The organism is Comamonadaceae bacterium M7527, from assembly GCA_021044545.1.
In the GTDB taxonomy this organism is placed as follows: Bacteria; Pseudomonadota; Gammaproteobacteria; order Burkholderiales; family Burkholderiaceae_C; genus RS62.
In genome coordinates this window covers 1840782-1861981 of record CP087990.1, presented here as the reverse complement: position 1 = coordinate 1861981, position 21200 = coordinate 1840782, and the positions used below count along the sequence as shown (strand labels likewise).

At 57.5% G+C, this 21200-nt stretch carries 11 protein-coding genes and 6 pseudogenes; 7 read left to right on the top strand and 10 right to left on the bottom strand.

The window, feature by feature from the left end; all coding sequences use genetic code 11:
• Positions 1–9: 9 nt before the first annotated feature.
• The 3 genes and pseudogenes from mreC to mrdA all read left to right on the top strand — a co-directional run bounded on the left by mreC (position 10) and on the right by mrdA (position 3523).
• Positions 10–906, top strand: coding sequence for a rod shape-determining protein MreC (mreC, locus tag LN050_08960; GenBank protein UFS55889.1), 897 nt, complete (start codon positions 10–12; stop codon positions 904–906).
• A pseudogene (gene mreD / locus LN050_08955) lies at positions 903–1432 on the top strand (rod shape-determining protein MreD). The gene mreC and the pseudogene mreD overlap by 4 nt, the downstream one beginning before the upstream one ends.
• 16 nt (positions 1433–1448) lie before the next feature.
• Positions 1449–3523, top strand: a pseudogene (mrdA, locus tag LN050_08950) (penicillin-binding protein 2).
• Between the two features lie 29 nt (positions 3524–3552).
• Here mrdA and LN050_08945 read toward each other — a convergent pair.
• The 5 genes and pseudogenes from LN050_08945 to alr form a co-directional block, all read right to left on the bottom strand.
• The gene (locus LN050_08945; GenBank protein UFS55888.1) at positions 3553–4311 is read right to left on the bottom strand and encodes a TSUP family transporter; all 759 of its coding nucleotides are present in this window, start codon (positions 4309–4311) and stop codon (positions 3553–3555) included.
• A 242-nt stretch (positions 4312–4553) separates the two neighbouring features.
• Positions 4554–6257 carry a GMC family oxidoreductase gene (locus LN050_08940; protein UFS55887.1) on the bottom strand — a complete coding sequence of 568 codons (1704 nt, stop codon included), beginning with the start codon at positions 6255–6257 and terminating at the stop codon, positions 4554–4556.
• On the bottom strand, positions 6254–6574 hold the full coding sequence (locus tag LN050_08935; GenBank protein UFS55886.1) for a DUF2007 domain-containing protein: 321 nt from the start codon (positions 6572–6574) through the stop codon (positions 6254–6256). Before LN050_08935 ends, LN050_08940 begins: the two co-directional genes overlap by 4 nt.
• A gap of 72 nt (positions 6575–6646) precedes the next feature.
• Positions 6647–7619, bottom strand: a pseudogene (locus tag LN050_08930) (C4-dicarboxylate ABC transporter).
• 169 nt (positions 7620–7788) lie between these two features.
• Positions 7789–8933 (bottom strand): annotated as a pseudogene (alr, locus tag LN050_08925) (alanine racemase).
• Positions 8934–9120: 187 nt separating this feature from the next.
• Here alr and lplT point away from each other — a divergent pair.
• Positions 9121–10404 (top strand): lysophospholipid transporter LplT, encoded by a 1284-nt coding sequence (gene lplT, locus LN050_08920; protein UFS55885.1) that lies wholly within the window; start codon positions 9121–9123, stop codon positions 10402–10404.
• Here lplT and glcF read toward each other — a convergent pair.
• The 4 genes and pseudogenes from glcF to LN050_08900 form a co-directional block, all read right to left on the bottom strand.
• Positions 10401–11653, bottom strand: a pseudogene (gene glcF / locus LN050_08915) (glycolate oxidase subunit GlcF). The gene lplT and the pseudogene glcF overlap by 4 nt on opposite strands.
• Positions 11654–11692: 39 nt before the next feature.
• Positions 11693–12871: a glycolate oxidase subunit GlcE gene (gene glcE / locus LN050_08910; GenBank protein ID UFS55884.1), complete on the bottom strand. Its 1179-nt coding sequence runs from the start codon at positions 12869–12871 to the stop codon at positions 11693–11695.
• A 192-nt stretch (positions 12872–13063) separates the two neighbouring features.
• Positions 13064–14328: pseudogene (amt, locus tag LN050_08905) on the bottom strand (ammonium transporter).
• A 108-nt stretch (positions 14329–14436) separates the two neighbouring features.
• Entirely contained in the window at positions 14437–14775 is a 339-nt protein-coding gene (locus tag LN050_08900) for a P-II family nitrogen regulator (protein UFS55883.1), read from the bottom strand.
• Between the two features lie 196 nt (positions 14776–14971).
• Here LN050_08900 and LN050_08895 point away from each other — a divergent pair, with 196 nt between their 5' ends.
• The 3 genes from LN050_08895 to LN050_08885 all read left to right on the top strand — a co-directional run bounded on the left by LN050_08895 (position 14972) and on the right by LN050_08885 (position 18469).
• Positions 14972–16531 carry a YifB family Mg chelatase-like AAA ATPase gene (locus LN050_08895; GenBank protein UFS55882.1) on the top strand — a complete coding sequence of 520 codons (1560 nt, stop codon included), beginning with the start codon at positions 14972–14974 and terminating at the stop codon, positions 16529–16531.
• Positions 16532–16658: 127 nt separating this feature from the next.
• Positions 16659–17228 carry a GIY-YIG nuclease family protein gene (locus tag LN050_08890; protein ID UFS55881.1) on the top strand — a complete coding sequence of 190 codons (570 nt, stop codon included), beginning with the start codon at positions 16659–16661 and terminating at the stop codon, positions 17226–17228.
• Positions 17229–17320: 92 nt separating this feature from the next.
• A complete protein-coding gene (locus LN050_08885; protein ID UFS55880.1) occupies positions 17321–18469 on the top strand; it encodes a DNA cytosine methyltransferase in 1149 nt (382 codons plus the stop codon).
• A gap of 11 nt (positions 18470–18480) precedes the next feature.
• On the opposite strand, the gene metH is transcribed toward LN050_08885, so the two are convergent.
• A complete protein-coding gene (gene metH / locus LN050_08880) occupies positions 18481–21177 on the bottom strand; it encodes a methionine synthase (protein ID UFS57377.1) in 2697 nt (898 codons plus the stop codon).
• Positions 21178–21200: the final 23 nt, after the last annotated feature.

Here is a 21200-nt window from a genome sequence, read left to right as displayed (position 1 = left end):
CTCAACCTTGTGTTAGACCGCACCCCCGCGTTCTTCAAGCAAGGCACAACTGCCTTTACCAAACTGCTGGTGTTTACGGCCCTGTCGTTTAGCCTCATGGCAGCCGACTTGCGCTACACCATAGGCCAGCCCATTCGCAATGTACTGGCCACTGGCTTGTACCCTGTGCAATGGGTGCTGCGCCAGCCGCTGGTGGGCGCGCAGTGGCTGGGCGCTTATGTGCAGTCGCTTGACGCGGCCAAGCAAACCAACGCCGTGCTCAATGAACAACTGCTGCGCCAAGCTGAAACTGTGCAGCAAATCGACTATCTCAAATTAGAAACACAACGTTTGCAAGCCTTGCTAAACCTGCAAGCCAGCTTGGCCGGCCCTGGCCTTGCCGCACGGGTTGTTGCACAAACGCCAGACCCTTATTCCAAGCGCGTCATATTGGACAAAGGCACAGCACACGGCATACAGGCTGGCTCTGCCGTCATTGATGTCAACGGCGTTTATGGTCAAGTAACACGCGCCTACTTGCTCACCTCAGAGGTCACCGTACTGACAGACCGCAACCAGTCAACGCCTGTACTGAATGCGCGTACGGGCGAGCGCAATGTACTGTTTGGCGAAGTCGGCGGCGACGGCACACACCTTGAGCTGCGCTTTGTCAGCAATAACGCCAATATAAAGGCCGGCGACGTGCTGATGACCAGCGGCATAGACGGCGTATACCCTGCGGGCCTGCCGGTGGCCACCATCGTGGATATTCCTGAACCAATGCAAACCAACTACGCCAGTATTCGCTGCAAGCCGCTGTCGCAAGTTGATGCCACACGCTATGTGCTGGTGGTGCCACCGCCCACACCTGTTGCACCTGATTTGACAGCGCCGCAAGCCAAGACTGTAACGGGGGCATCTCAATGATCATGCGTCCTGGCCAACAGCTGCTGCTGCCCGCGTCGGCCTGGTTCATCTGGGGCGCGTTGATTGCAGCGTTGCTACTGAACATGCTGTTAACTACCGTGTTGGGTAACACCAGCTTGTGGCTGCCTGACTTTTTAGCTGTGGTGCTGGTTTACTGGAACGTAAACCAAACGCGACGCGTTAACGTGGGCGCAGCTTTTTTCTTTGGCCTGCTCATGGATGTGCACAGCAGCGCACTGCTGGGTGAGCATGCCCTAGCCTACAGCCTGTTGGCCTACTTTACTGTCAGCATGCACAGGCGATGCGCTGGTTCACGCTGGACGGACAAGCCGTTCAGTTGGTGCCTTTATTCTTTGCCGCACATGCTGTGCAATGGCTGGTGCGCTGGACACTGGGCAGCGGCTGGCCAGGCTGGCCCGCCTTGGGCGCACCTGTTTTAGAGGCCGTTATATGGCCCATAGTCGCCACCATACTGCTGGCACCACAGCGTCGCGCGCACGACCCCGACGACAACAGGCCTTTGTAAGCATGGGCCAGCAGCCATGAGTGAAATACGCAACGTTGAAGCCGACTTAAACCGCTTTCGCACGCGCGTCTTGGTGGCCAGCGTGGTGGTGCTACTGGCTTTTGGTTTGGTGGTGGCGCGCGCCTATTACCTGCAAGTCCTGCGCCACCAAGCGCTCAACGCACAAGCCGAAAGCAACCGCACCGCCGTTTTGCCAGTGGTGCCCATGCGCGGTGAAGTGGTGGACCGCAACGGTGTGGTGCTGGCGTCCAACTACTCGGCCTACACACTGGAAATTACGCCATCACGCGTAGACAACCTCGAAGAAACGCTTGACGCCTTGGCCCAGGTGGTCAATGTGAGCAAGCGCGATAGACGCAAGTTTTACAAAGTCAAAAGTGAAACCAAGTCGTTTGAAGCCGTACCGCTTCGCACACTGTTAAACGACGAAGAAGTGGCCCGATTTGCTGCGCAACGCTGGCGCTTTCCGGGTGTCGATATTCGTGCGCGCTTCTTTAGAAATTACCCACTGGGCTCAACGGCTAGCCATTTAGTAGGCTATATCGGGCGTATCAATCAACGCGAGCAGCAGGCCATTGATAACTGGGAAGACGAAGAAAAAGGCAACTACCGCGGCACAGACTACATAGGCAAACTGGGCATCGAGCAAAGCTATGAGCGCGACTTGCATGGTCAAACCGGTATTGACCGAGTAGAGACATCGGCTGGCGGTCACGCCGTACGTACGCTAGACAGCAGGCCGGCGCGCCCGGGTAAAACGATAGAGCTCACAGTTGACGCCAAGCTGCAACAAATGGTGGAGTCGCTGTTTGGTACGCGGCGCGGCGCGCTGGTAGCCATTGACCCACGCAACGGTGAGGTGCTGGCGTTTGTGAGCATGCCGCACTTTGACCCCAACTTATTTGTTGAAGGCATTGACGTAGAGAGCTGGCGTGCGCTCAATGACTCAGTGAACAAACCCCTTCTTAACCGCGCCATGCGCGGGCGCTACCCCCGGGCTCAACCTACAAACCCTTTATGGGCTTGGCCGCACTGGAGTTGGGCAAACGCACACCACAAGCCACCACTTACGACCCTGGTTACTGGATATTTGGCGGCAACCGCTTTCGCAGTCACGGTGACGAAAGCCTAGGCAATGTCGACTTGCGCACCAGCATCGTCAAATCCAGCAACACCTATTACTACGCCTTGGCCAATGACCTCGGTGTTGACGCCATACACGACTTCATGGCGCCCTTTGGCTTTGGCCAGCTAACAGGCATTGATTTGCGCGGCGAAGTCGCTGGTGTGTTGCCCAGCCAAGCCTGGAAGCGCAAGGCCTACAAACGCAGCGACCAACAACGCTGGTATGCGGGTGAGACCATTTCACTAGGCATTGGCCAAGGCTATAACACCTTCACCATGCTGCAGCTTGCCAGCGCAACAGCCACATTGGCTAACGACGGCATCAAGTACACGCCGCATGTGGTGCGGGCCACCAGAGAATCGCACTCCAGTACCAACGAGCAACGCCTGACCACCCAAGGCATAGACTTGGGCTTTGACAAACAAAACATCCAGCTCATCAAGGACGCCATGGTGGATGTCACCCTTGAAGGCACGTCGCGCCTTGTATTCGCGGGCACACCCTATGCCAGCGGCGGCAAAACAGGTACCGCACAAGCCGTCACCATTGGCCAACAGGACAAATACGATGCGGACAAGCTCGAAGAGGCCCAGCGTGACCACTCACTGTATGTGGCGTTTGCGCCCGCTGAAGCGCCCGAAGTTGCTCTGGCCGTTATCGTAGAAAACGCCGGCTTTGGCAGCGCACACGCCGCGCCCATTGCCAGGCGCGTCTTTGACTACTTGTTACTAGACCTGTATCCCAGCGAAGAGGATATCCTGGCAGTACAAAAAGGCTTGGCGTCGACACCTGTAGGCGTGCAGCGCCCCAGCGCCGATGTGCCCTTGCTAACAGTGCCAGACCCAACCAACAACCCCGCTGCGCAGCAAGCATTGGCACCAGCAAGCAGGCTTCGTACGCAACCAGCACCACCGCCAGCGGCACCAGATGCCAAGCCCATAGACGACGCCCCCATTGACCCGTAAGTGGACCCCGCCCAAACAGCGGGCCCCACTTAGGCCAAGTAAGCATCCCAAGCGGTTTTAAAAATCAGCAAGCTCACCACCACCATAAAGGCCAAGCGCACAAAGCCTGAGCCATGGCGCAGCGCCAAGCGTGTGCCCAGCAAACTGCCAGCAACATTGGCAATGGCGATGTACACCACCAGGTGCCACCAAATATGACCGGTACTGATGAACAAACCAAGCGCGGCCATATTGGAAGCAAGGTTTAACACCTTGGCATTGGCGCTGGCGTGCAAAAAGTCAAAGCCCAACCAACGCACCATGGCAAATACCAAAAAGCTGCCCGTGCCTGGCCCAAAGAATCCGTCATAAAAGCCAATCACAAGCCCCAAGCTGCACATAACAAGGCGCTCGCCTTTGGCAGCAAAGCGCGGCTTGTGCTCGCGACCCATGTCTTTTTTAACCAAGGTGTACAGCAGCACCGCCAACAATATGACGGGCAAAGCCTGGCGAAATAACTCTGGCGATATTTTGGTGACCAGCCACGCGCCCAATAGCGAACCCAGCAAAGCCAGCACCACCGCAGGCAACAAAGAGCCCCAAGGCATGTTCACACGCCTGGAAAACTGCCATGCCGCAGCCGCTGTGCCCCACATGGAGGCGCTTTTGTTCACGCCAAACAAAGTGGCCGGATGTGCGTTGGGGAATGTGGCAAACATGGCGGGTACCAGCACCAAGCCGCCACCACCCACAATGGCGTCCACAAAACCAGCGGCAAACGAGGCCACTGTGACCAATAACAATTCCATGAAACTACTCGGGTGGGGGCCCACGCGCATGCATACGCTTATGCCAGACACGAAAAAAAAGCGCCGGCTTTCACCGGCGCTTTGTGGTTGTGGCACCTCTTTGGGTGCGCTAGCGAATGTCTCCTCGATCCTCGCATGCGAGGCAAGCAGCTGATGCCTACCGCGCGAGTGCAACCAATGTAACAAGCCAGGCAGGCCTAGACTATGAGGACTTTCCCTAGGGACACAGACCTATGACTGGACTAATCAACCGCTAAAAGCCACCTCGCGGCTTTTTCGGCAATCATCAATGTGGGGCTGTTTGTGTTGCCACTGGTAATGGTGGGCATCACGCCTGCATCCACCACACGCAAACCTGCAACAACACCGCCACTGCCATCTTTGACGCGCAAACGGCTGTCGACAACCGCCATCAAGTCGTCATCAGAACCCATTTTGGTCGTGCCGACTGGGTGAAATATGGTGGTGGCAATGTCACCTGCGAGCTTGGCCAGCTCTTGGTCGCTTTGGTATTGCACGCCGGGCTTGACCTCTTCGGGCTGGTAAGAGGCCAATGCGGACTGCGCCACGATGCGACGCGTGATGCGCAAGGAATCCGCCGCAATGTGCCTGTCTTCATCAGTAGACAAATAGTTGGGCGCAATCGCGGGTGCATCTGCCGCATTAGGCGTTTTAATGTGTACCGTGCCACGACTGCTGGGGTTAAGGTTGCACACACTGGCGGTGAAAGCGTTGAAGCTGTGCAAGGGCTCACCAAATGCATCCAGGCTCAAGGGCTGCACATGGTATTGCAAGTTGGCGTGCGCCATCTCTGGGCTTGAGCGGGTGAACACACCCAACTGGCTAGGTGCCATGCTCATGGGACCAGAGCGCTTGAAAGCGTATTCCAAGCCAATTTTGGCCTTGCCCCACAAGCTGTTGGCCATGGTGTTGAGCGTGGCCACACCGCGCACTTTAAATACGGTCCGGATTTGCAAGTGGTCTTGTAGGTTGCGCCCCACACCAGGCAAATGCACCTGCGGCTTCACACCCGCGGCGTGCAGCACCTGCGCATCGCCTATGCCAGAACACTGCAGCAACTGCGCCGACCCTATGCTACCGGCGCTCAACACCACGCTGTGGGTGGCTCGCAGCTGGGTGCCGTCCAGCAGGCTAACGCCCAGACACTGCCAGCCATCGGGCTTGCGCGACAACTGCAGACTGGCCACTTGGGCCTGGGTGCGCACTTGCAAATTAGGCCGGCTTTTAATGCCGCGTAAAAACGCTTTAGACGTATTCCAGCGCCAGCCGCTGCGCTGATTAACCTCAAAATAACCCACGCCGGTGTTGTCGCCACGGTTGAAGTCCGCCGTGGCGGCTATGCCACTTTGCTGCGCAGCTTTGGAAAAAGCATCCAACACTTCCCAACGTAAACGTTGTTTTTCGACGCGCCACTCACCACCTTTGGCGTGCCACTGCGTGTTGGTGGCGTGCTCAGCGTCTAGGCTGTAGTGCGACTCGTGGGCCAAAAAGTCTGGCAGGCAGTTGTCCCAACGCCAGGCATCATCACCTATGAGCGCAGCCCATTGGTCGTAGTCCCTGGCTTGACCACGCATGTAAATCATGCCGTTGATACTGGAGCAGCCGCCCAATGTCTTGCCGCGCGGGTAGCGCAAGCTGCGCCCATTGAGCCCTGCGGCTGGCTCTGTGTTGTACATCCAGTCTGTGCGCGGGTTACCAATGCAGTACAGGTAGCCCACAGGGATGTGTATCCAGTGGTAGTTGTCCGGCTTGCCAGCCTCTAGCAGCAACACACGCTTGGTGCTGTCGGCGCTTAAGCGGTTGGCCAGCAAACACCCTGCCGTACCAGCGCCCACCACGATGTAGTCAAACTCAGCCGCTGGCGGCACACCATGGCTATCTGTTCGTGCGTGCGTTTGTTGATCTGGGTCGGTTGTAGTTGTCATGGTTGACTCTCATCGTCATAGTCGTCTGGCAGCGCGAAGTCGCCGCGCTCAAAAGCTTGCAGCACCCGCAGCGCTTGGTCGTGCCAACTCTTGGGCACAAGCAAGCGCACGGGTATGGCGCCAGCCAACAAGGAATGCGTTTGCGCCATGTGTGCATCGGCCAACTCGGCTGGTACGCCAGCAGCCTGCAAGCAGGCTTGCAACACATAGGCTTTCTGCGCATCGCTGTAGCTGGCAACCAAGGTCCAGTCGTCATTGTCTGCGGGGATGTTGCCAGTCATAGTGGCCTTGACTGTAGCGGCTTTCAAGTTGGCCATCGCGCACTTGGGCGACTGACCACACCATGCACCATGGCTTGACCAGCTGTCCTGGCAAAGACCTGAATGCTGCTAAACCGCTTTTATGGGAAACACAGTGCCGGCAACTGGCACCTCGGGCACCAACAAACTGCCTGCTTTCAAGCCTCGCCATGTAGACAGCGCCAACATGACTATCACCACGTTGGTCAGCACCAAAGCCGCCATGGCCGCTGCAGCCAACAGCGTATTGGCAGGCGTGGCCGCAGACAATTTGAGTGTGAGGCTGGTCAACGCTGCCATTGGGAAGGACATAGCCCAGAATCCCATGTGAAAGCCCTCGTTGGCGGCGCGGCGCAACACCGGGGCTACCCACAACAAGGTGAACAAGGCCAGGGCCCAAGCCATATGCGCCAGCCACAAGGGCGCGCCCATTTGCAAGGCCACCACGCCGCCTACTGATGGTGGCGCCACTGTAATAAACCACGTGGGTAGCAGCTTGGGCGGCAAGGCACTGTGAGCGGCTCGCCTGGCCAACACCAACACAAACACCATGGGCCAGAAAAACAAGGCAATTGCCAACTGCATGACAGACCACGTCTCAAAACCCAGCGCTACGCCAGCCAAAGGTGCCACCACGTTGCCCACTACAGGGGATAAACAAAACAGGCGTGATACCTGGCCACATAGCAGTGTTGCCACTGTCGTCTGGCACCGCAGGTTTTAGCCAACGCGACAACACCCACCAAGTCACCGCCATTTGCGCGCAAGCCGTGACACACCATGCTGCAGCCAACCAGATACTGGGGCCCAACACTTGTACAAACAAGGCCAGTAGCAACAACATGCCCACTGGCACTGCGGCTACAAACGCATGACGCACCGGATGTGTCAGATCTTGCGCCAAAGCCTCTGGGAACTGCTGTGCGCGGCGCACGCTAAGCACCAACAAGACCACCAACACGGTAGCCGCAACACCGCCCAGGGCCATGGCCAACAGCCGCGCGGGCTCGCCCATACGGGCTTGCGCGTTCGACCAGGTCAACGCCAAGCCCGCCAGCCCCATCACAATGGAAAACCAAGCAGGCGAGAGAAACTTAAGAGGTGGGTGTTGCGTTTGCATGACGGCAAGAGTAACGGTTTTTTTAAGGCGATACGCGCTACAGCGGCGCTACAGATTTTTAAAACGCTATTGTGATGCACCGCAGAACGTGAACATCACCCTGTGAAAGGCGTCAGTCAGCGCTGGCTACCACCACAGGCACCCGCGGGGCAATGGCACACAGCAACTCATAGGCAATGGTGTGTGCACTGTATGCAACCTCGTCCACTGGCAGCAAAGTACCGTGCTTGCTGTAACCCCACAACACCACTTCAGCGCCCGCGCCAGGCATTTGGCCGCGCTGCTCAAGCACCGGGGTAAGGTCAACGGTGAGCATATCCATGCTCACACGGCCCACCAAGCGGGTGGCAATGCCGTCCACCAGCACAGGTGTACCTGTAGGCGCATGCCGTGGGTAGCCGTCCGCGTAGCCGCAAGCCACCACGCCAAGGCTCATGGCTTTGTCGGCTGTAAACGTTGAGCCATAGCCCACGGTGTCGCCCGCTTGCAAGTGCTGCACCGCCAGCAGTTCACTCTTCAGTGTCATGGCAGGCTGCAGGCCCCAGGTTTGGGCGCTGCCTGCCGGGTGGTCGGGAGCGCTGCCGTACAAGGCAATGCCAGCGCGCACCCAGTCCGCGCTCAACTCGCTGGTTTGGTGTTGCACCTCAAGCGCTGCGCCTGCATGACGCAACGTGGCGGCCGTATTGCACAGCGCACGTGCGCCTGCCAAGTCACGCGTGGCGCGCTCAAAAACAGCCACTTGATGGGCTACGCCGCGATCGCCATCGGCGTCGCTAAAGTGCGTCATCAGCGATATTTCTTCAACTTGCGGTAGTGCATCCAAGCGTGTCCAGGCCGCGCGAAACGCATCAGGCGTGAAGCCCAGACGGTTCATGCCGGAGTTGAGCTTTAAAAACACATGGTGGCCAAGCTGCGTTTTGTGCGTGGCAAGCCAGTCGATTTGTCTCTCACAATGCACCACATGCCACAGGTCCAGGCGCGAGCAAAGTTCCAGGTCGCGCAACTCAAAGACACCCTCCAACAACAAAAAATGGGGCCGCGCCAACCCAGTGCGCGGACACGTTGGGCCTCTGCCAGGTCAAGTAGCGCAAAACCATCAGCGGCGCGCAGCCCATCAAACGCGCGCTCAATGCCGTGGCCATAGGCGTTGGCCTTCACCACGGCCCACACCCGTGCATGCGGCGCTGCAGCGTGCATGGCGGCCAGGTTATGGCGCAAACCATCGACATGGATAACAGCTTGAATAGGGCGCGGCATATGGCTTGTTGTATGTGTTGCGAATTGTTGCGGGATGTCGCAAGTGACAGCATAACCCGGCTCGCTTTGTCACCGGGTGACGACATAGGCCAAACATGGCAATTCAGGCACCACCTTGGCGCGTGCTATAACCAGCTACCGGCCGGCGCTGCGCAGGTCTACCTCATCCAACAATAACCCCACTTAAATGAAGCGCGGCTTCTACACCATCATGTCGGCGCAGTTTTTCAGCTCTTTGGCTGACAACGCGCTGTTCGTCGTTGCTGTTGCGCTGCTGCGCAACACTGGCGCACCCGTATGGCAAGCTGCCGCTTTGGTGCCTATGTTTGCGCTGTTCTATGTGGTGTTGGCACCCTGGGTGGGTGCATTTGCAGACGCCAGGCCAAAGGGTCAGGTCATGTTCATCAGCAACGCCATCAAAGTGGTGGGCTGCTTGATGATGCTGTGGGGCAGCCACCCACTAATGGCTTATGCCGTGGTGGGCTTGGGTGCGGCGGCCTATTCGCCCGCCAAATACGGCATTCTCACAGAGCTGTTGCCAGCCTCGCAACTGGTCAAGGCCAATGGTTGGATAGAGGGCTTAACCATTGGCTCTATTATTTTGGGCGTGGTACTGGGCGGGCAATTGGTAGGGCCAGTCATTGGCCCGTGGCTTCTTGCGATTGACGTGCCAGTCGTCAACTTGGGCATTGACACCGTGGCGCAATCGGCCATAGTCAGCTTGGTGTTTGTGTATGCACTGGCGGCTTGGTTTAACACCCGTATACCCCGCACCACGGTCACCTTGCGCCCCATGCCGCGCAAGCTGTGGACGCTGGTGCCCGACTTTTACGGCTGTAACAAGCGTTTATGGCACGACAAGCTGGGGCAAATCTCGCTTGCCACCACCACTTTGTTTTGGGGCGTCAGCGGCAACCTGCGCTACATCGTGTTGGCTTGGGCGGCTGTGGCGCTGAACTACTCCACCACACAAGCGGCCAAACTGGTAGGTGTCGTGGCCATTGGCACGGCTGTTGGCGCAGTGGTGGCATCTATGCGCATGCGCCTGGACTGGGCTTGCAAACTCATGCCGCTGGGTGTGGTTCTGGGATTGTTGGTGCTGCTGCTCAACGTGATTGACAAGCTGTGGCTGGCCATTCCGTTTTTAATTGTGCTGGGTGGCGTTGGCGGCTTTTTGGTGGTGCCCATGAATGCACTGTTGCAACACCGAGGCCACAACCTGATGGGCGCAGGCCGGTCAATAGCGGTGCAAAACTTCAACGAGCAAGCTTGCATTTTGGGCTTGGGGATGTTGTACAGCTTTGCCACAGCTGTGGGCGTTAGTGCCTACGCCTCCATTGCATGCTTTGGGCTGCTGGTCGCCGGCGTGATGTACCTCATTCAGCGCTGGCACGCGCACAACATGCGCGCGCACCCCGAAGAGCTGGCGCGGCTCATGTCCATTGCGCGGGACGAGCCGCACACACTTTAGCTGGCCGCTTGCACGGCGTCGTCTAACACCTCAACCCAATGGCGCACTGGCACATCGGTGCCACTTTGCAGGTGGCTGATGCAACCCACGTTGGCCGACACGATGGTTGGCGCGCCCAGCTCGGCCAAGTGACCCAACTTTCGGTCACGCAGCTGCTTGGACAAACCCGGATTGAGCACCGAGTAGGTGCCTGCCGAGCCGCAACACAAGTTGGACTCGTTATTGGCCACCGCCACTTGAAAGCCCAAAGCGCCCAAATGCTGTTCAACACCGCCGCGCAGCTGCTGGCCATGCTGCAAGGTGCAAGGCGGGTGGTAGGCCAACATTTGTCTGGCTGTATGGTCTGGCTTTAGCAGCGCTTGCAACGGCTCTACCCAATCTGGCAACAACTCGCTCAAGTCTTTTGTCAGTTCGCTCACGCGGCGCGCCTTGTCGGCATAAACCGCATCGTCCTGGAGCACATGGCCGTAATCTTTCACCATCACGCCGCAGCCTGATGCGTTCATCACTATGGCCTCAACCGGCTTGCTGCCATCGGCGGGCTCAATAAACGGCCACCACGCATCAATGTTGGCGCGCATGTGCGCTTTGCCGCCGTCATGGTCATTGAGGTGAAACTTCACCGCACCGCAGCAACCTGCGCTGGGCGCCACCACCGTTTGCACGCCTACCGCGTCCAACACGCGCGCTGTGGCGGTGTTGACATTGGGCATCATGGCGGGCTGTACACAACCGGCCAGCATCAGGACCTGGCGCGCATGTGTGCGCGTAGGCCACGCGCCAGACGCTTGCTTGGCAGACACCTTGCCTTCAGCGCTGCGGGCAACAAGCCACGCACACTTTGGCCCAGCTTCATAGCAGGCGCAAACGCTTTAGAGGGCAAGCCTTCTTTAAGCGCCGTGCGCAAAAGGCGCTCTGGCAGGGGGCGAGCGACTTTGTCGTCTACCAGCTTGCGGCCAATGTCCACCAAGTGGCCGTATTGCACTCCACTTGGGCAAGTGGTTTCGCAGTTGCGGCAGGTTAAGCAGCGGTCCAAATGCAGTTGGGTTTTACGCGTTGGCGTTTGGCCTTCCAGCACTTGCTTGATGAGATAAATACGTCCGCGCGGGCCGTCTAACTCGTCGCCTAACAGTTGATAGGTAGGGCATGTTGCCGTACAAAAACCGCAGTGCACACACTTGCGCAATATGGCCTCTGCGGCTTGGCCGTCGGCGGTGTCCTTGTACTCGGGGGCTAGCGTGGTTTGCATGCTGTCTCGTATGTTTTAAGTGTTGTGAAGCGTGTGCGCTTACATGCGCTGCGTGGCAAAAACGCCGGCGGCGTCCAGTTGCACGCGCAAGCGCTGGCCTATGTCTGCAATGGCGTGTTGCGGGGCGTGAAATACGCCAACGGCCTTGTCAGCCTCGCCGCCGCTTTGACTAACCCTAAACAATGTGGCGTGACCACCCGCCTCTTGGGCCGCTTGACGCACCGCGCCCGCTTGACTGGCAGGCGCCCATACCCAGCGCTGCGCACCATGCCACTCCACCAATGTGTCTGACGACAGCCCTATGACGGGCGCAGTTTGCGCCACGCTCAGGCGCCACAAGCAATGCGTACTGGACTTGGGTTTGAAAAAATCGTGGCTTTGTTCGCGCCAGCTGGTCCAAAGCGCATCGGCTTGCTCGGCGTCCAGTTGTGTGCAAGTGGCACCGTCACCCGCCGCACCTGCGGCCATGGTTTGGCAAGCGGTATCCACAGCGGCCTTGGCGCCTCGCAAGCGCACATACAAAGCGCCCTGGCCTGACTCGGCCAGCCAAGTGCTGGCGTTCAGTGGCAGCGGCTGGCCGCCCCATTTGTTCAGCATGGTAAGCGCCTGTTCTTGCGTACACACCAGTTTCAGCGTGGCTTGCGCCGTTGCAATGGGCAGCACCTTGAGTGAGACCTCAGTGAGCACCCCCAAGGTACCCAATGAGCCCACCATCAAGCGGCTCATGTCGTAGCCCGCCACGTTTTTCATGACCTGGCCACCAAAGCGCAAAGCCTGGCCAGCGCCGTCTAGCATTTCTATGCCCAGTACAAAGTCTTTCACCCCGCCCACGCTGGCGCGGGCCGGGCCAGATAAGGCGCTGGCCACCATGCCACCAACAGTGGCACCACCAAACAGCGGCGGATCACACGGCAAGCATTGCTGCTGTTCGGCCAGCAGTTGGGTCAGTGCATCCAGCTTCATGCCTGCCCCCACCGTGATCACCAACTCGGTAGGCTCATACGACAACACATGGTTGAGCGCGCTCGTATCCAACACCTCGCCTCGCAGCGGCTGGCCATAAAAATCTTTACTGCCGCCACCGCGCACGCGCAACACGTGCCTTGCATCGTTGGCTGCGCGAATGCGCTGACCCAGCGCTTGAACGGCTTGCGCTTGCTGCTGGGCAGGCGCAGCTGGGGTGGCGTTAGACGAATCGGTAGGGGTAAGGGCTTGCATGCCTGTCATGTTAGCGGTCACACCCAGGGCTGGGGCTGAATTTTCTTAACGCCAAAGCCCAAATTTTTGGCCCACTGCTCGCCACTGTGGGGCTAACCCCCCATCTACACCGCAGCCACCATAAAAAAGCCGCCACACCCATGCAGGTGCAGCGGCTTTTGGTAAGCCCGGGGCTGGCCCAGGATTGGTCTTTTACATGTGGTACGCGGTCTCACCATGAGACGTGATGTCCAGACCTTCGCGCTCTGAGTCTTCAGTTACACGCAGACCAACCAACATGTCTACCAGCTTGTAGGCAACAAATGCCACGATGCCAGACCAGACTATGGTGATGAGCACACCCTCTGTCTGGATCCAAACCTGGCTGGCAATGTTGAAGTCAGCACCACCTGTGCCGCCCAGGCTAGGGGCTGCAAACACGCCAGTGAGCACCGCACCGACAATACCGCCCAAGCCGTGCACACCGAATACGTCCAGTGAGTCGTCGGCACCAATCATGCGCTTGAAGCCTGTCACACCCCACAAGCAGACAAAGCCGCATGCCAAACCGATGGCAATGGCACCCATTGGGCCTACCGAGCCACAAGCTGGGGTGATACCCACCAAACCCGCCACCAAGCCAGACGCTGCACCCAGCATGGAAGCCTTGCCCTTGGTCATGACTTCGCCAATACACCAGGCCAACACAGCTGCTGCTGGTGCCAATAAAGTGTTCACAAAGGCCAACGTTGCACCTGAAGTGGCTTCTAGATTAGAGCCTGCGTTAAAGCCAAACCAGCCTACCCACAACAATGCCGCGCCAACCATGGTGAGGGTCAGGCTGTGAGGCGCCATGGCTTCACGGCCGTAGCCAATCCGCTTGCCCAACATGTAAGCACCTACCAAACCGGCCACGCCAGCGTTGATGTGTACAACGGTGCCGCCGGCAAAGTCCAGGGCGCCTTTGTCCAACAAGTAGCCGCCCACACCCCACACCATGTGTGCAATGGGCAGGTAAGCAAATGTGAACCACAACACGCTGAACAACAGCACGGCCGCAAACTTCATGCGCTCGGCAAATGAGCCCACGATTAGTGCACAAGTGATACCAGCAAACGTGGCCTGGAACGCGACAAAGATGTACTCAGGAATCTTGACGCCTTCGGTGAAGGTGTCGGCCAACGAATCGGGTGTGATGCCCATCAGGAACACGCGACTGAAGTCACCAATGATCAGGCCCTCGGCGCCAAACGCCAAAGAGTAGCCATATACGGCCCACAGCACCACGATGAGTGCGAACACCACCATGACTTGCATGAGCACCGACAACATGTTTTTAGTGCGCACCAGGCCGCCGTAAAGAGCGCCAAGCCGGGCACGGCCATCATGACAACCAGCAAGGTAGACAGCATCATCCAAGTGACGTCGCCCTTGCTGACAGTGGCGGCGACGTCTTGCGCAAACGCGCCAGAGCCCATGGCTAAAAGTGGCAAGGGCAGCCACTTAAGCAGTGATGAAGGCGGTGAGAAAGTCATCTGTTTGTCCTCTATGAATAATTGAATCAGGGTTTTGGTGTGAGCGGGTGCTTACAGCGCAGCAGGGCCAGTCTCACCGGTGCGGATACGCACTACTTGCTCAACAGTGGTCACAAAAATCTTGCCGTCGCCAATCTTGCCGGTACGTGCCGCACCTTCGATGGCCTCAATAGCGCGCTCGGTCAAGTCGGCAGGCACAGCCGCCTCAAGGCGAACCTTTGGCAAAAAATCCACAACGTATTCGGCACCTCGGTACAACTCGGTATGGCCTTTTTGGCGACCAAAACCCTTCACTTCGGTCACGGTAATGCCCTGCACACCTATCGCAGACAAGGCCTCACGCACTTCGTCCAACTTGAACGGTTTGATGATGGCGGTGATTAACTTCATGGGAAATCCTCTTTTGAACAATTGGTCTGTTGTTGCATTGCACAAGCCGTGCCAGGCAGACTGTGCGGGGTATCACACGCTATTGACCACCGCCTGCGCACCACGATAGTGCGAGACGCACCCCAAATGCTGGTGCACAATGCCCAATAAAAAGGCGTGCACCAAAAGCGCTCACCACACATCAGGGAGACAAGACATGAGCCTGGCACATGTGCAGACCAGGGCCTTGGCTGGTTTATCAGCCATGCCTGTGACCGTAGAAGTGGACTTGGCCAATGGCCTGCCCAGCTTCACGTTGGTAGGCTTGGCCGACACCGAGGTGAAAGAAGCGCGTGAACGCGTGCGCGCCGCCATTGCCAACAGCTGCTTGACGTTTCCCAATAACAAGCGCATCACGGTCAACCTCGCCCCTGCCGATTTGCCCAAAGACTCGGGACGCTTTGACTTGCCTATTGCCTTGGGCGTGCTATGTGCGGCAGGCTTTGTGGATGCAACACAACTGGCGCGCTACGAGTTTGCAGGCGAGTTGTCGCTAAGTGGTGAGCTGCGCGCCGTGCGTGGCGCGCTGGCTATGGGCTTGGCAATGCAGCATGCCCCCGCTGACCAGCCCCGCATGCTGGTACTGCCGCCCGGTAGCGCTGAAGAGGCCGCCTGGGTGCCGGGCTTGCGCGTGATACGCGCAGCACACCTGAGCGATGTGGTGGCGCAGCTACAACCCGATGCCATTCGCGCACAACACCATGACAACAGTGACGGCTCAGGCTGGTGTGTGGTGCAAGCGCCCGCACCAAAACCCGACCACAGCGGCCCCAACATGCGTGATGTGTTGGGTCAGCAAGGCGTTAAGCGTGCACTTGAAATCGCAGCAGCTGGCAAACACAGCGTACTCATGGTGGGCCCACCTGGCGCGGGCAAATCCATGCTGGCGCAACGCTTCGCCGGGCTGCTGCCCGCCATGACACCAGACGAAGCCTTGGCCAGCGCGGCCGTGGCGTCACTGGTTGGGCGCTTTGACGCCGACTCATACGGCAAACGCCCTTTTGCAGCGCCTCACCACACCGCCAGCGCTGTGGCCCTGGTGGGCGGCGGCTCACCGCCCAAGCCAGGAGAAATATCGCTGGCGCACAACGGGGTGCTGTTTTTAGATGAATTTCCAGAGTTTGCAAGAGCCAGCCTGGAAGCCTTGCGCGAACCGCTTGAGACTGGCGTTATTCGCATTGCGCGTGCCGCGCACCAAGCGGAGTTTCCAGCAAGGTTTCAACTGATTGCAGCCATGAACCCCTGCCCTTGCGGCTTATTGGGACACGCCACCAAACAGTGCCGCTGCACACCAGACCAGGTGAGTCGCTACCAAGGCAAACTATCAGGCCCACTGCTGGACCGCATAGACCTACACATCAACGTACAGGCCGTGCCGCCAGAAGCGCTACTGAACCACCAGCCTCACACCGCTGATGACAGCAGCGAAACCATACAACAACGCGTTACAGCAGCCCATGCGCGCGCTCAACAAAGGCAAGGCTGCGCCAACAACTTACTAGTGGGTGAGTCACTCACCAACCACATGCACCTAGCGCCTGATGCCAAAGCCTTTGTACAACAAGCCGCCACCAAACTGCAATGGTCGGCCAGACGCATGCACCGCGTCATGCGCGTGGCCAGAACCATTGCCGACCTAGAAGACAGCGCTAATGTGAGCAGCGGCCACGTGGCAGAGGCGGTGCAATACCAGCGGGTGTTGTCAAATGCCCACTAGTTCGGGAATCTACCGCCTCCGCTTCATGTTTGATCTAGGGCTTGGTACTTGGCGTAGGAGAAACAAACCAGCGGCCACGCCCAATCTTTAATGTATGAAACTTGACTACAAGCTATGAAGGAGACCTATGACGACAGATTTTGACTTCCGCAGAAAAGCAATGAAAGAGTTACCCACAGCAACAGGAGTCTATGTCTTGTGCGACTTAGACGAGGTTCCCATTTATGTTGGGCAGTCAAAGGACGGCATCCGATCGCGAGTGTCGCGTCACTTGACTTCGGCCCGATCAGACATCATTGCGAATCGTCAAATTGACGTGTGGGAAATCGCGTACGTGTGGGCCTACCCGATCACAGACTTGAACGAGATAACGCCCACGGAAAACCGCCTATATCACTACTTCAATACAAAATCGAAACTGATGAACGGGACGGTGCCAGCTACCCCCTCAAAGTCACCCATTCCAAAGTCATTCCACCGAGTTCAGGTGATGTCGAGCAAAGAGATCATCGAAAGACAGGCCCCAGAGCAGCGGCTACCAAGACAAGCAAACCACTATGCCCAGATCGTTGGGCATTTTCTCGCCGTTAAAAACTCAAGCCAGATTGCTGGTGCGATGGATGCTCACTTTCAACGCCTGACCAAATACCACTCGTTGCTAATTGGTTCTGCCGATTCAGACCCAAATGACGTTTAGACGACTAAAGGGCCAGCTTCTTTACTTTAGCAACTTTGCTGGACACGTGTCGCCTGATGCTGTATAAATAAACAGTTTTTACAGGCGGCGACATGTATAGTTTTTACGAATTTTTCGCGGGTGGCGGCATGGCCAGAGCGGGACTGGGCGCAAGCTGGCGTTGCACCTTTGCCAACGACATCTGTCCAACCAAGGGCAACTCCTATAAAGCCAACTGGGGCAGTGAACACCTTGCGTTAAAGGACATTTATGCTGTCCAACCTGCCGAGCTCCCTGGCTGTGTAACTATGGCATGGGGCTCTTTCCCGTGCCAAGACCTATCGCTCGCAGGCTCTGGTGCAGGGCTTGGCGGCAACCATTCCGGAGCCTTTTGGGGATTCTGGAAGTTAGTCACCAGCCTAAACGTCGAAGGTCGTAAACCAAAGATGATTGTTTTAGAGAATGTACTTGGAGCACTCACCTCTAACGACGGAAAAGATTTCGAAACAATCGTTGACGCATTTGCGCTTGAAGGTTATCTCGTCGGAGCCTTGCTAATAGACGCTGTTCATTTTTTGCCACAGTCACGTCCACGACTTTTTATCGTAGGTATAGACTCAGGATTGTCATTGCCCGAAAGAAGTCACACCGGCACCCCTAACCCAGCTTGGCACCCTGTCGCGATGTTAAAAGCACACAACCGATTGAGTAATTCAACCAAGACTCTTTGGCGGTGGTGGCATTTACCTCAAAACAAACAAGCATCAACAACTCTTGACTCGTTAGTAGAAAGAGATCCACACAGCGTTAAGTGGCATTCAGATGAAGAGACCAAGCGGCTTCTTGACATGATGTCCCCGCTACACCGCCGCAAAGTTATTGCGGCACAAGCTGACAAAGTGCCTCATGTCGGGACGATTTACAAGCGTACGCGTGGCGGTGTTCAACGGGCTGAAGTTCGATTTGACGGCATTGCCGGATGCCTTCGCACGCCAGGCGGCGGCTCAAGCCGTCAAACCATCATGATCGTACATGGTGCACGCATCAAAAGCCGGCTAATTTCAACCCGGGAAGCTGCACGGTTGATGGGGCTGTCGGATGATTACAAATTACCTGAAAAATACAACGAGGCTTACCACCTTTTAGGAGATGGCGTCGTTGTGCCCGTGGTGAGCCACTTAAGCCAGCACCTACTGTTGCCGATAGCCAATCTAAATCGACAGGCTATGGTCGCTAAGAACCAGCAAAAACGCGCCGCGTAAATTAGCAGTCTTCACAAGTTAGGCCCCAATAGCACCTTAACCCGCTGCTCGTCCACGCCGCTGCGCTGGGCCAAGTCTGCCACCTGGTCGTCACCCACTTTGCCGACGTTGAAGTAAGTGGCATCCGGGTGCGCCAGGTAAAAACCACTGACGCTGGCAGCGGGTGTCATGGCCAAGCTGTCGGTCAGGCCCATGCCAATGTCTGCGGCTTGCAGCAGCTCAAACATGGCTTTCTTGGCGCTGTGGTCTGGGCAAGCGGGGTAGCCTGGTGCGGGGCGAATGCCTTGGTAAGCTTCCTTGATGAGTTGCTCGTTGGTCAGTGACTCGTTAGGCGCGTAGCCCCACCAGTCCGTGCGCACACGCTGGTGCATCATCTCGGCCATGGCCTCGGCCAAGCGGTCGGCCAGGGCTTTCACCATGATGGCGCTGTAATCGTCTTGCGCGTCTTCAAAACCTTTTGCGCGCGCGTCAGCACCTATGCCGGCGGTAACCGCAAACAGGCCAACGTAGTCGGCACCTTGGGCTGGCGTGGCCACAAAGTCGGCCAGGCAGCGGCTGGGGCGCATCACACCGTCCACCATGTGCTTCTCGGTTTGCTGGCGCAGGCCGTGCCAGGTCATGGCCACCGTGCTGCGGGTCTCGTCGGTGTACAGGGCAATGTCGTCCTCGCCTAGTCGCTGCGCGGGGTACAAACCCACCACCGCATTGGCGGTCAGCCAGCGCCCGTCAATCATGCGCTTAAGCATGACCTGGGCGTCGGCGAATACATTGCGCGCTTGCTCACCAACCACCTCGTCTTGAAGAATGGCAGGGTATGGGCCTGCCAAATCCCAGGTTTGAAAGAAGGGGGCCCAATCAATAAACGGCACCACCTCGTTCAGGTCCACGCCTTTGAGCACACGCTTACCAATAAACTTGGGCACCACAGGTGTGTAGTTGGCGAAGTCAATGGGCGCGGCATTGGCGCGTGCTTGCGCCAGCGTCCACAGGGGTGTTTGCTTTTTGTTGGCGTGCTGGCTGCGCACACGCTCGTAGTCGACGTTGAGCTCGGCCACATACCTGGCCTTGTCGTCGCCCAACAAGCCGCTGGCCACACTCACGCTGCGCGAGGCATCTGGCACATACACCACGGGACCGCTGTAATGCGGCGCAATCTTGACGGCAGTGTGCACGCGGCTGGTGGTGGCGCCGCCAATCAGCAGCGGTATTTGGCGTTCGCGGAACCAGGCGTCTTTTTCCATCTCGGCGGCCACAGCTTGCATCTCTTCAAGGCTTGGCGTGATCAGGCCTGACAAACCCACGACGTCGGCGTTTTCGTCCTTGGCTTTTTGCAGTATGTCTTGCCACGGCACCATCACGCCCATGTTGACCACGTCAAAGTTATTGCATTGCAACACCACCGTCACGATGTTTTTGCCGATGTCATGAACGTCGCCCTTGACAGTGGCAATCACAATCTTGCCCTTGCTACGCACATCAGCACCAGCGGCTTGCATGCGCTGCTTTTCTTCTTCAATGTAGGGCACCAGGTGGGCCACGGCTTGTTTCATCACCCGCGCGCTCTTCACCACTTGCGGCAAAAACATCTTGCCTTCGCCAAACAAGTCACCCACCACGTTCATGCCGTCCATGAGTGGGCCTTCAATCACGTGCAGCGGACGTCCGCCACCGTCAGCAATGTTTTGCCACATCTCTTCGGTGTCTTCCACGATGAACTCGTTGAGACCGCGAACCAGCGCGTGGCTTAAACGCTCACGAATAGGCAGTGCGCGCCATTCATATTTTGTGCTGTCGTCTTTTGCTGCGCCCTTGGCCGTTTCGGCCACTTCGATGAGCCGCTCGCCTGCGTCGGGCCGGCGGTTCAGCACCACATCTTCAACGCGCTCACGCAACACAGGCTCTAATTGGTCGTACACACCCACCATGCCTGCGTTGACAATGCCCATGTCCATGCCCGCCTTGATGGCGTAGTACAAAAACACGGTGTGAATGGCCTCGCGCACCGGGTCGTTGCCGCGAAAGCTGAAGCTCACGTTGGACACACCACCGCTGACTTTGGCGCCTGGCAAGTTGTCTTTAATCCACCGCGTAGCATTGATGAAATCAACAGCGTAGTTGTTGTGCTCTTCAATACCGGTGGCAATGGCAAAGATGTTGGGGTCAAAAATAATGTCTTCTGCTGCAAACCCCACGTCGTCTACCAGCACGCGATAAGCGCGCTCGCAAATCTCTATCTTGCGCTCGTAAGTATCCGCTTGGCCTTGCTCATCAAAGGCCATCACCACAGCAGCAGCGCCATAGCGCTTGACCAGCTTGGCCTGACGGCGGAATTCATCCAAGCCCTCTTTCATGCTGATGGAGTTGACAATGCTTTTGCCTTGCACGCATTGCAAACCCGCCTCAATCACGCTCCACTTGCTGGAGTCAATCATCACCGGCACACGGGCGATGTCGGGCTCACCGGCCATTAGATTTAAAAACTTCACCATGGCAGCTTGACTGTCCAACATGGCTTCGTCCATGTTGACGTCTACCACTTGTGCGCCGTTTTCTACCTGCTGACGCGCCACGGCCAAGGCCTCTTCAAACTGCTCGTTCAAAATCAGGCGGGCAAAGGCTTTAGAGCCTGTAACGTTGGTACGCTCACCCACGTTGATGAACAAACTACTGTCATCAACGCGCAGCGGCTCAAGGCCAGACAACAGCATGGCGGGTATAGAAGCAGGAGATG